10 protein-coding genes are annotated in these 12,377 nt (G+C 41.1%); 5 read left to right on the forward strand and 5 right to left on the reverse strand.

All coding sequences use genetic code 11. The features are described from left to right. Positions 1–12: 12 nt before the first annotated feature. The 4 genes from cobA to nirB all read right to left on the reverse strand — a co-directional run bounded on the left by cobA (position 13) and on the right by nirB (position 4,812). Positions 13–786, reverse strand: a complete 774-nt coding sequence (gene cobA, locus HC725_RS02250; RefSeq protein ID WP_190330139.1) for a uroporphyrinogen-III C-methyltransferase — start codon at positions 784–786, stop codon at positions 13–15. Positions 787–873: 87 nt separating this feature from the next. After that, a complete protein-coding gene (gene nirC, locus HC725_RS02255) occupies positions 874–1,689 on the reverse strand; it encodes a nitrite transporter NirC (protein ID WP_190330140.1) in 816 nt (271 codons plus the stop codon). Positions 1,690–1,846: 157 nt separating this feature from the next. Continuing rightward, positions 1,847–2,197: a nitrite reductase small subunit NirD gene (gene nirD, locus HC725_RS02260; protein WP_190330141.1), complete on the reverse strand. Its 351-nt coding sequence runs from the start codon at positions 2,195–2,197 to the stop codon at positions 1,847–1,849. Further along, on the reverse strand, positions 2,197–4,812 hold the full coding sequence (gene nirB / locus HC725_RS02265) for a nitrite reductase large subunit NirB (RefSeq protein ID WP_190330142.1): 2,616 nt from the start codon (positions 4,810–4,812) through the stop codon (positions 2,197–2,199). The genes nirD and nirB overlap by 1 nt, the downstream gene beginning before the upstream one ends. Before the next feature lie 138 nt (positions 4,813–4,950). On the opposite strand from nirB, the gene HC725_RS02270 reads away from it, so the two are divergent. Together HC725_RS02270 and HC725_RS02275 are read left to right on the forward strand one after the other, a co-directional pair. Next, positions 4,951–5,484: a glutathione peroxidase gene (locus tag HC725_RS02270; RefSeq protein WP_190330143.1), complete on the forward strand. Its 534-nt coding sequence runs from the start codon at positions 4,951–4,953 to the stop codon at positions 5,482–5,484. A 431-nt stretch (positions 5,485–5,915) separates the two neighbouring features. Further along, the gene (locus HC725_RS02275; protein ID WP_190330144.1) at positions 5,916–7,238 is read left to right on the forward strand and encodes a PepSY-associated TM helix domain-containing protein; all 1,323 of its coding nucleotides are present in this window, start codon (positions 5,916–5,918) and stop codon (positions 7,236–7,238) included. Between the two features lie 140 nt (positions 7,239–7,378). Here HC725_RS02275 and HC725_RS02280 read toward each other — a convergent pair whose 3' ends face one another. Then, the gene (locus HC725_RS02280; protein ID WP_190330145.1) at positions 7,379–8,134 is read right to left on the reverse strand and encodes an SDR family NAD(P)-dependent oxidoreductase; all 756 of its coding nucleotides are present in this window, start codon (positions 8,132–8,134) and stop codon (positions 7,379–7,381) included. 434 nt (positions 8,135–8,568) lie between these two features. Between HC725_RS02280 and mglB the strand changes: the two genes are divergently transcribed. The 3 genes from mglB (at position 8,569) to mglC (ending at position 12,212) form a co-directional block, all read left to right on the forward strand. Next, positions 8,569–9,543 (forward strand): galactose/glucose ABC transporter substrate-binding protein MglB, encoded by a 975-nt coding sequence (mglB, locus tag HC725_RS02285; protein ID WP_190330146.1) that lies wholly within the window; start codon positions 8,569–8,571, stop codon positions 9,541–9,543. Positions 9,544–9,685: 142 nt separating this feature from the next. Next, on the forward strand, positions 9,686–11,194 hold the full coding sequence (gene mglA, locus HC725_RS02290; RefSeq protein WP_190330147.1) for a galactose/methyl galactoside ABC transporter ATP-binding protein MglA: 1,509 nt from the start codon (positions 9,686–9,688) through the stop codon (positions 11,192–11,194). A gap of 10 nt (positions 11,195–11,204) precedes the next feature. After that, a complete protein-coding gene (gene mglC, locus HC725_RS02295; protein ID WP_190330148.1) occupies positions 11,205–12,212 on the forward strand; it encodes a galactose/methyl galactoside ABC transporter permease MglC in 1,008 nt (335 codons plus the stop codon). The last annotated feature ends 165 nt before the right edge of the window (positions 12,213–12,377 follow it).

Below are 12,377 nucleotides of genomic sequence, written 5' to 3' on the forward strand. Positions count from 1 at the left end.
AATCACATTTATTTAGATTTTAGGCTGTTTAAACCAATTCAGTTTATCGTGCAAACTGGTCACACTGCCAACGATAATCAACGATGGGCTAATGGCTTGTTCTGCCATGCTGTCTAATTCCGATAACGTTCCTGTTAATACTCGTTGCTGCGGCGTGGTGCCACGTTCGATAATAGCGCAAGGTGTGTTGGTGGCTAAACCATTGGCAATAAGGTTTTGGCGAATAACAGGCGCTTGTTTTAAACCCATGTAAAACACCAAAGTATGATTATTTTTGGCGAGACTTTGCCACTGAATATCTTGCCCTTCTTGCTGTTGATTTTTAGATTTTAAATGCCCAGTGATGAATTGAACACTTTGTGCGTGATCGCGATGGGTTAACGGAATACCCGCATAAGCACTGCAACCGGATGCTGCAGTGATCCCCGGAACCACATCAAAAGGAATATTGTGCTCAACCAATGTTTCTAACTCTTCACCACCACGGCCAAAAATAAACGGGTCACCACCTTTTAAGCGTACAACATGTTTTCCTTCGAGTGCTTTGTCTACCAATATCTGATTGATTTGATCTTGCGGAACACAGTGATGGTTGAGTTTTTTACCCACAAATAATAATTCTGCGTATGGAGTGACTAAGTCCATGATCTCTTTTGATACCAAACGGTCATAAACCACAACATCGGCTGTTTGAATTAAGCGGTAGGCTTTCATGGTGAGCAAATCAGGATCACCAGGGCCTGCGCCCACAAGAGAAACAAAAGCTTGAGATGATTGAGTAGTCATAATATGCCTTCAAAAGATGGGATTGACGTATTGAATAGAGTGGATGTTTTTAACCCGAGCCCCGAGGCTCAGGTTTAGCTTAGATCATTATGCTTTGACTGATGTAGTGGCCGTTTCAGTCGTTTTTTCAAATACTGGACGCTCTGCTTTTGGCGTTGCAAACCAGTAACCGAATCCCATAAATACTGCGCCAGAAACGATGTTACCAAGCGATACCCAAAGTAGATTGTGACCAATACCTGCCATGGTGAATGCATCTGAATGGTTGCCAAAGTAAGACAACGCAAAAATAGTCATATTGGCAATTGAGTGCTCAAAACCTGCGCCGATGAAAGCCAATAAACACCACCAAATCGCAATGAATTTACCAGTGCCTTCAACACGTTGGCACATCCAAATCGCAAGACATACTAACCAGTTACACAATACGCCTTTAAAGAAGAGTACGCTAGCAGGTGCCATCGTTTTACCTAGTGCTGCTTTGTGTAAGAAGCTGCTTGCATCTGGCAGTAAGTTACCACCGCCAGCTAAGAAGAAAAGGTAAGCGACAAATACAGAACCGATTAAGTTACCCAGCCACGTTTGAGGTAGCACGCGTAGGTTATCTTTCCAGCTAATTTGACCGGTAATCGCACCAAAAGCTAAAAACATAGTATGACCAGTAAAAAGTTCAGAACCTGCGATGATAACTAATGTTAATGCAATTCCAAAAGTTGCACCCATCACAAGAGGGCGAATAGCTGGATCAACCAGACCGCCAAAAGTGAAAATCAAAATGATGCCGATACCAACATAAGCACCTGCCATTGCTGAGCTAATCCAAAAACCTAATGGATTACTATCCGCCAGTTTTACAATTCGCTCCGCGTTGTTCGAGCATTTTTTAATGGTCTCTGTATACATGGTGAATACCTATAAAGTTTAAAAATGAAAAGTTAAAGTTTGAATATTGATAGCGATTTAGTTTTAAGTTAAATCGCTATGGGTATTAAAACTTGGAAAATTGTTATTCCGGAAACGAGAGACAAGTTATCCGGAATCTATAATTAACGTGAATAATTTATGCTTTCACTTCTATTTGGCTGCCGTTAACGCGTATTTCATAAGTGGCGACATTCATCGCTTCATTTTCCATACAAACGCCAGTTTCAAGATTGAAGCGTTGCTTTTTCAGTGGACTCGCCACCCAAAGTTCTGAATTATGTTCACAAATTAAACCGCGTGATAATACGTTCGATTGTGCAAAAGGATCCATGTTATTGATAGCAAATAATTGCTCATCAAAACGAGGACGGAAGATGGCAACTTGCTGACCATTGACTAACGCACAGACACCCGTTTTTGGGGCAATATCGCTCAGTTGGCATACGCTGATCCAGCTTGTTTTTTTAGTTTTTTGTTGAGCTGTCATTACACTTCCTCCGTGGTCACTGTCGTATTTTTCAAATCAGTATGAAGAATATCGCCTTTTAGATGCGGAAATTTTTCCGTGAAGGTCGCAGGGCGATGTTGCTCACGTTCAGAAACAAACACCACATTGTCATCACGTTGATCTGCATTAATAAAGTGAGCAAAACGAGTTAATTGACTTGGATCGTTAATGGTGTCGGTCCATTCACAACTGTAGCTATCCACTAAAACTTGCACGTCTTTTTCCAATTGCTTGTTGATGCCTAAGGTATCTTCAATCACCACTTTACGTAGGTAATCAACACCGCCATCTAAGTTTTCTAGCCATACGGAAGTACGTTGCAATTTATCTGCGGTACGGATGTAGAACATCATGAAGCGGTCAACGTATTTGATCAGCGTTTCTTTATCTAAATCAGACGCTAATAAATCCCCGTGACGTGGATTCATACCACCATTGCCACCCACATACATATTCCAGCCTGCATCAGTGGCGATAATACCCAAATCTTTGCCTTGAGCTTCTGCACACTCACGCGTACAACCTGATACACCAAACTTCATCTTGTGAGGGGTGCGAATACCTTTATAACGGTTCTCAAGGAATGAACCAAGTCCAACACTATCTTGAACACCAAAGCGGCACCAAGTGCTTCCCACACAAGTTTTTGCCATACGCAGCGCTTTTGCATAGGCTTGACCTGTTTCATAACCGGCTGTGATGAGTTTTTTCCAGATTTCTGGTAAGTCATCTTTTTGTGCACCAAATAAGCCAATACGTTGCGCACCCGTGATTTTGGTATACAAATTATACTCAGCAGCAACATTAGCAAGAACGGCTAATGCTTGAGGGGTTACTTCACCACCTGCCATGCGTGGAATGACTGAGTAAGTACCGTCTTTTTGCATATTGCCAAGGAAGTTATCATTGGTATCTTGTAGGCCAACATGTTGTGGTTTTAAGACATGATCGCCCCAGCAAGACGCTAAGATAGAACCAACGGTTGGTTTACATACTTCACAGCCGTAACCGTGGCCGTGTTTTTCAAGCAGTTGATCAAATGAGCGAATACCTTCAACGCGGCATAAGTGAAACAATTCTTGGCGAGAATATTCAAAGTGCTCACAAATATCGTTTTTCACTTCGATACCAGCTTTGGCGAGCTCGGCATTAAGCACTTGAGTGATCATTGGAACACAACCACCACAACCTGTACCGGCTTTGGTAACCATTTTAATATCGCCAAGAGTGGTGTGGCCTTCAGCAACCGCGGCGGCAATTTTTCCTTTCGTGACATCAAAACAAGAACAAATTACTGCTGAATCGGGTAGGGCATCTGCGCCCATTGATGGTTTTTCACCGCCCGCATGAGCCGGTAATATCAATGCATCAGGATGCTCAGGCAAATCCATATCATTTAAATGAAGCTGCAATAGGTTGCCATAGTCAGAGGTATCACCAACTAATACCGCGCCTAATAGTTTTTTACTGTCTTCTGATACGATCAAGCGCTTATAGATATCTTGCTCATCATTTTGATACACAAAGTTTTTGCAATTGGGTGTGCGGCCATTCGCATCACCAATACTGCCTACTTTTACACCGAGCAGTTTTAGCTTGGCACTCATGTCGGCACCGGTAAATTGGCTGTCGGATGTTGTTGATTTAGAAAAAGCGAGTATTTGATCAACCGTGACTTGCGCCATTTTATAACCGGGCGCGACTAAACCAAAGAAAGCACCATTCCAAGACGCGCATTCACCAATCGCATAAATATCTGGATCGGATGTTTGGCAGCTATCATTAATGGCGATACCGCCGCGTGGACCAATTTCTAGTTCGGCTTGACGAGACAGGCGATCTTGCGGGCGAATACCGGCAGAGAATACGATGAAATCGACTTCAAGTTCGGAGCCATCGGCAAACTTCATGGTATTACGTGCGGTTTCACCTTGGGGAATGATCTCTAAAGTATTTTTGCTAGTATGAACTTGTACGCCCATTCGTTCGATTTTATTGCGTAGCTGTAAGCCACCTTGCAAATCAAGCTGCTCTGCCATTAAAACGGGTGCGAACTCGATTACATGAGTTTGAACGCCTAACGCTTTTAATGCACCAGCCGCTTCAAGACCAAGCAAACCACCGCCGATGACTGCACCACTTTTACTTTTTTTCGCGGTTGCCTCTATCGCTTTTAAGTCTTCAATAGTACGGTAGACAAAGCAATCTTTGCTTTCGTTACCTTTAATTGGCGGAACAAAAGGATAAGAACCAGTGGCTAAAATAAGTTTGTCGTATTGAATTTCACGACCAGAGCTAGAATAGACGGTTTTATTGTCACGATTAAAGTTAATCGCACGTTCACCAATCAGCACATTGATATTATGCTTTTGGTAGAAACCTTCTTTTACCAGTGAAAGTTCATCCGCGGTGTGGTGGGAGAAATAAGACGATAAATGAACGCGGTCGTAGGCAACACGAGGTTCTTCACAAAAGGCTGTGATTTCGAATTGATTAAGGTCGCCTTTTTCAACGAGATCCTCAATAAAACGATGTCCTACCATACCATTACCAATGATGACAACTCTGGTTTTGTTTGCACTTACTTCGGTCATAAATCAGCCCAACTTGTAATTAAATTACATCTATAATGCTAAATTTGTGATCTCGAATACTGATTCAAATCAATAATGGCAAAGAACTACCCTAAAGTGGTAGTTGAAATGAATGTTTATATTAAAAGGAAGAAAATAATGAACGTACATAGCTTTGAAGTGAAAAATGCACAAGGTGAAATGGTTTCTTTGTCGCAGTATAAAGGGAAAGCATTGCTGATTGTGAATATTGCAACTAAATGTGGTTTAACGCCACAACTAGAAGGCTTGGAAGATATATACCGAAGCCGTAAAGATAAAGGTTTTGAGGTGCTTGGTTTCCCATGCAATCAGTTTTTGCAGCAATCACCAGAAGATGACGCGGGTATTGCAGAATTTTGTTCTTTGAATTTTGGCGTAACCTTTACTAATTTCGCTAAAATTGATGTCAATGGCCCTGATGCTGATCCGCTATTCAAGTATTTAAAAACAGAACGCTCAGATGATAAAACCAATGATGGAAGTTTGGCGTTAATCGAAAAGCTAGTCTCAATCGATCAAATCTTTGATGATGGTGAGCTGAAATGGAACTTTACTAAGTTTTTAGTTGATGGAGAAGGGAACGTTATTGAGCGTTATTCTCCAACCTATTCAGCCGCTGAAATGGAAATGGATATAGATAGCCTGTTATAGAGAAAAATCCCATACGTTAAATCAAGCTGCAACTTGTGATTATGAGTTGCAGTTTTTACGCCTGAAATGATCGTAGGTCTATTTTCCTAAACAAATAAGGAATAAAATATTAGCCTAGATGAACTAATTACCTGCCCGCTATAAAAACATACCCCCTGACGCTTCAATGCGCTAGAAAGCTTATCCACGAAAATAATCTCAGTACCATCATTTCACCTAGATTAAGAAGTGAGGTATTTCTGCTCTCCAATTTATTGATTAAAATCCTAAATGACAAATTTTAGTGCTTGTAAATAATTCAGTATGTTTATCAATCCACATGACAAGTTATTATTCAACAAACCATCTACTTTTATGTTACATTTTGTTCCTTTAAATTTTAGCGTTGCTGGTTGTTTCATGCCGGCTTAAATCATTTTTTGAGAATTAAAATGACAGTAAATGATATCAATCCCCACCGAGGAGTAAGTGCCTTTATTAAGCGCTTACATTTCTATATTGGCCTATTTATTGGTCCATTCATTTTTATGGCGGCATTGACGGGAACGTTTTATGTTTTAACCCCACAGATTGAGCAAGCGATTTATCATCAAGAATTGACGACAACAAGTCAGGGGGAGGCACAGGCATTAAGTGCTCAGATTGCTGCTGCGCGGCGTAGTTTACCTGAGCCACTGGTTATTAAATCGGTACGTCCAGCGCCAGCAGCTGGCGAAACAACACGTGTTTTATTTATCGATCCTACTCTTGAGCGAGCTAGAGCAAGAACAGTGTTCGTGGATCCGGTGACACTTGAAATCAAAGGTGAATTATCCAGTTATGGTACCAGCGGTGTGTTGCCATTTCGCATTGCAATTGATTTTATGCATACCGATTTATTACTTGGCCCTATTGGCCGTTATTACAGTGAGCTCGCGGCCTCATGGATGTGGATAGCGGCGCTTGGCGGAATATTTTTATGGTGGCAACAACGCCGTAGTTTCAATAACAAGTCTAAATCGGGCTCTTATGCGCAGTATCGCTCGCGACATGCCAAGGTGGCTATTTGGATCAGCTTGGGATTAATATTTTTCTCGGCGACAGGCCTAACATGGTCAAAGTGGGCGGGTGGTAATATTTCACAATGGCGTAATTCTATTGGCTGGGTGACACCATCTGTTTCCCGACAATTACCAATTAATACAGCATCTAAAGCGGTGGATATTAAGGATTCAGAATTTGATGGTGTATTGGCTGCGGCTCGTCAGTCTGGAATTGATGCTGGCAAGATAGAAATTGTGCCCTCATATAAAAATAATACAGCTTGGCTTGTGAGTGAGATTGATAGATCTTGGCCAACGCAAGTGGATTCTGTATCGGTTGAACCCATTTCAATGACAGTGATTGATCACGCTGAGTTTAAGAACTTTCCTATTGTCGCTAAGCTGATCCGTTGGGGAATCGATGCGCATATGGGCGTATTATTTGGCTGGCCGAATCAACTGATCCTTGCTGTATTTGGTATTTCTTTATGTACAGTTATCGCTTGGGGTTACGTTATTTGGTGGAAGCGTCGCCCTATGGTTGCAAACACGAACGAAACATTAGTCGAAGCGTGGTTAGCATTAGCCCCTCTGGCGAAAGTGTTGGTTATTGTATTGGCAATGATATTTGGTTATGCACTCCCATTGATGGGGGGCAGCTTACTTCTATTTTGTATGATTGACGTGATCCGATGGCGTTTGGTTGCTCATCGATCACAACAGCTAGCATAATCGAAGCAATGCTGTAGATGAATCAAAGCAGCTATCAATCTCGGCGTTGACAAGAATAGCAACATACAAAAACAGCTTGAGCACGAAATTTGCTCAAGCTGTTTTTTATTGTGTTTTATTTATATTAATGTCGTCGACGATTAATCGCGGTCTACTGAAAATCCTGCCCAAGCTTGGCGAGTTGGCATTACTTCCAAACGGTTGATGTTGATGTGATCTGGCAACGTGGCAAGGTAGAACATTTGCTCGGCAATATCTTCCGCGCTCAGTGGAGTGGTGCTGTTGTAAAGATTATCCGATGCGGTTTGATCACCGTTAGTGCGCACTAAGGTAAATTCGGTTTCAGCCATGCCCGGTGCGATATCGGTCACACGTACACCTGTACCTTGTAGATCACAGCGCAAGTTATAGCTGAACTGCTGGACGAAGGCTTTACTTGCACCATAAACATGGCTACCCGGATAAGGCCATTGACCCGCAATTGAGCCAACGTTAATGATAGTAGACCCAGCACCTGTCTTAATTAAAATCGGTAATAAAGCATGCGTGACATTCACTAAACCTGTCACGTTGGTATCGATCATGGTGTGCCAATCTTTGAGGTCCACTTTTTCGGCGCTTTGTGGTGCTAACGCTAAACCTGCGTTATTAACCAATGTTTTGACTTGAGCAAACTCTGCTGGCAATTCAGCCACTGCTGCTGCGACCGCTTGATCATCACGTACATCCAATTGAACCACGTGAACTGGAACGCCACTTAATTCTTCTTTTAGCTCAAGCAAACGCTCCATACGGCGACCTGATAGCACTAGCGACCAGCCATCTTTCGCAAAACGACGCGCAGCAGCACGGCCAAAACCAGATGTTGCGCCTGTGATAAAGGCAATATTTGTCATAATCCGTTCCTTTTATGGGATAGTTTTGAATATTATTGTTATCCAATATTTATACCATTATTACATTATAAAAATCACGCTGATACATAGTATTAATAAAGGATCGTTGAACGAACGATATGGTATTTTTGAGGAAATAGGATAAAGCAGTGTAGTTATATTAGTGTTATCGTTCTCATTTCTAGTCTTGTTATCTGCAATACCAATGGATTGGTTTCAATTCATTCATCGAGGTGAGGTAAAATGCTAACTACTTCACATATCCATTCATAAAGCCAAAAAAAGTAACAAAATGTTAACTTCCTCATTTTTTTATTTTCAGATTCAGTTTAACCTCTTTTAGGTAAACGTTTTCATTCTGGTGGTATTAAGTATACCAATACCAAGTGAAATGGATTATTCACAATAAAAATAATGAAACATAGGATACCTACATGAAAAAAATCGTACTTGCTGCAGCTATTACCTCTGGGTTGTTATTCGCAACTAATGCACTGGCTGAAACCTCTATTGGTGTTACCGTTTATAAATATGATGATAACTTCATGTCCGTGGTAAGACAGGCACTTGAAGCGAATGCCGCAAAAGATCCAAGCGTCAAAGTGTTAATGAATGACTCACAAAACAACCAATCTATGCAAAATGATCAGATTGACGTCATGTTAGCTCGTGGTGTTCAAGCGCTGGCGATTAACTTGGTTGATCCAGCAGCTGCGCCTGCCGTGATCAAAAAAGCGAAATTAGATGAAGTTCCAGTTGTGTTCTACAACAAAGAACCGTCTGCTAAAGCAATGGCAAGTTACGATAAAGCTTACTACGTAGGTACTGATTCTAAAGAGTCGGGCATTATTCAAGGCAAAATGATCGCTAAGCAATGGAAAGCAAATCCAGCTTGGGATTTAAACAAAGATGGCGTGATTCAATACGTATTGCTAAAAGGCGAACCTGGTCATCCTGATGCAGAAGCACGTACAACTTACGTGATTAAAACCTTAAACGATGAAGGTTATAAAACTCAGCAGCTGCAACTTGATACTGCGATGTGGGATGCTGCAATGGCAAAAGATAAAATGGATGCTTGGCTTGCAGGTCCAAATGGTAAGAATATCGAAGTGGTTATTGCCAACAATGATGGAATGGCAATGGGCGCAATTGAAGCATTAAAAGCAGCCGGTACTATGCTGCCAGTGTTTGGTGTGGATGCATTAACTGAAGCGGTTGCACTTGTGAAATCAGGTGAAATGGCGGGTACGGTTCTAAATGATGCTGATTCACAAGCGGAAGCGACATTTGAACTTGCTCGTAACCTTGCACAAGGTAAGCCAGCAACTCAAGGTACTAAATGGAAATTAGACGGAAAAGTAATCCGTGTTCCTTATGTTGCGGTTGACAAAAGCACTCTGAAATAATGATTTTTGGTCGTTGAAGTTAGATCTTTAACGACTGACTATCAGCATAAAATAGACGCTAAAAATTAAAAGGAAGACTGGCTAAATCTGGTTGGTCTTTTCTTTTGTCTTATCGATTAGCAATATTAATTTGAGTGTGACTATGGATATGAAACAAGATTCCTACTTATTGGAAATGACAGGGATTAGTAAGCAGTTTCCAGGGGTGAAAGCATTAGATAAGGTGAGTTTAAAAGTTCGCCCTCATTCTATTCATGCCTTAATGGGTGAAAATGGCGCGGGCAAATCGACGTTATTAAAATGCTTATTTGGTATTTATGAAAGAGATGAAGGTGATATTGTTTTCCTTGGTGAAAAAGTTAACTTTCAGTCTTCAAAAGAAGCTCTAGAATCAGGCGTTTCGATGGTTCACCAAGAGTTGAACCAAGTGCTTCAAAGAACGGTAATGGATAATCTTTGGTTAGGACGCTATCCGACCAAAGGATTTTTTGTCGATCATGACAAAATGTATAACGATACCAAAGCGGTATTCGAAGAGCTTGATATCAATATTGATCCGAAAGAGAAAGCGGGCAATTTATCGGTATCTCAAATGCAAATGGTTGAAATTGCCAAAGCTTTTTCTTATGACGCTAAAATCGTGATCATGGATGAACCGACTTCGTCATTAAGTGAGAAAGAAGTCAGCCATCTATTTAAAATCATCAATAAACTCAAAGAAAAAGGCTGCGGAATTGTTTATATCTCTCATAAGATGGAAGAGATATTTGCCATTTGTGATGATATTACCATTCTACGAGATGGTCAGTGGGTCGAAACAAGACCACTTGCTGGCCTCGATATGAACTCCATTATTGGCATGATGGTTGGGCGTGAACTTACCAACCGATTCCCAGAAAAAACCAATATTCCTAAAGAAACCATTCTTCATGTTCGTAATTTAACCGCATTAAATCAACCTTCTATCCAAGATGTGAGTTTTGAGCTACGTAAAGGTGAAATCCTTGGCATTGCAGGCTTAGTGGGTTCTCGCCGTACTGATATCGTCGAAACTATTTTTGGTATCCGAGATAAATCGAGTGGTGAAATCTTATTGCACGATAAACTAATGCGTAATAAAGATGCTCACGAAGCAATACAAAATGGTTTTGCGTTGGTAACAGAAGAAAGACGTTCAACTGGGATTTATGGTGAGCTTGATATTACCTTTAACTCCCTTGTCGCGAACGTTGAGCAGTACAAAACCAAATCTGGTTTGCTCAGTAATTCTAAAATGAAATCCGATACTCAATGGGTAATCGATGCCATGAGGGTGAAAACGCCGTCTCACGGCACAACCATTGGATCGTTATCGGGCGGTAATCAGCAAAAAGTGATTATTGGTCGTTGGTTGCTAACGGGGCCAGAGATTTTAATGTTAGATGAACCAACACGAGGCATTGATGTTGGCGCTAAATTTGAAATTTATCAACTGATCCTCGAGCTGGCGAATAAAGATAAAGGCGTGATTATTATTTCATCAGAAATGCCCGAATTATTGGGTACCACCGACCGTATACTCGTAATGAGTAATGGCCGTGCGGCTGGAATAGTGGAAACAAAAAACACGACTCAAACTGAAATATTAGAATTAGCGGCACTTTATCTGTAAGGGATAACCCATGGAAAATTTAAAGAAACACAGTTTAAAATACATTAAAGCAGGCGGCATTTATGGCGTGCTATTTATTCTTCTGGCAATTATTGTTATTCAAGAACCATCATTTTTAAGTCTACGTAATTTAAGTAATATTTTAACTCAATCTTCTGTGCGAGTGATTATTGCACTGGGCGTTGCAGGGTTAATTATTACCCAAGGAACCGATTTATCGGCAGGGCGACAAGTCGGTTTGGCCGCAGTACTTTCTGCCAGTTTGCTACAAGCGACTGATAACGCGAACAAAGTATTTCCACAATTAGGTGAAATGCCAATCGTGGGCGTTATTGTCATGGTGTGTATTGTTGGCGCATTAATTGGGTTAGTGAACGGTATTATTGTGGCGTACATGAAGGTAACTCCTTTTATTGCCACGTTAGGCTCGATGATCATCGTATACGGTATTAACTCTTTGTACTTTGACTCTATTGGTGCATCGCCTATCGCAGGTTTTGATGAGCGTTTCTCAACCTTTGCACAAGGCTTTATCCGGTTAGGTGATTTTAGGCTTTCATACATTACTTTCTACGCGATTGCCGCAATGATTGTTGTTTGGATCATGTGGAATAAAACTGTCTTTGGTAAAAATATTTACGCCATTGGTGGTAACCCAGACGCAGCAAAAGTATCTGGCGTGAATGTTCCAATTACATTGCTAAAAATCTATGCGATTTCAGGTGTGTTCTATGCTTTTGGCGGCATGTTAGAAGCAGGACGTATCGGTAGTGCGACCAATAACGTGGGTTTCATGTATGAACTAGATGCTATTGCAGCCTGTGTGGTTGGTGGGGTGTCTTTTGCTGGTGGTGTCGGTACCGTGATGGGCGTGGTGACGGGGGTATTGATCTTCACCGTAATCAACTACGGCATGACCTACATTGGTGTCAGCCCATATTGGCAGTACATCATCAAAGGTGGCATTATCATCTTTGCTGTGGCGTTAGATTCAATGAAGCATGGCAATAAGAAATAAGAAATAAGAAAACCACCTCGTTTGTAAGAATGAGGTGGTTTTTTATTGTCCATAGTAAGTTGGTGAAGCTATAAATTTGATGTGATTACAACAATAAGATAGTAAAAATTAAGCGAATTCAGCATTAGGAAATGAGTCGACTTATTATAGAACTTAATAAGTGTT

It is taken from the genome of Vibrio sp. S17_S38 (genome assembly GCF_014694375.1).
GTDB lineage: Bacteria > Pseudomonadota > Gammaproteobacteria > Enterobacterales > Vibrionaceae > Vibrio.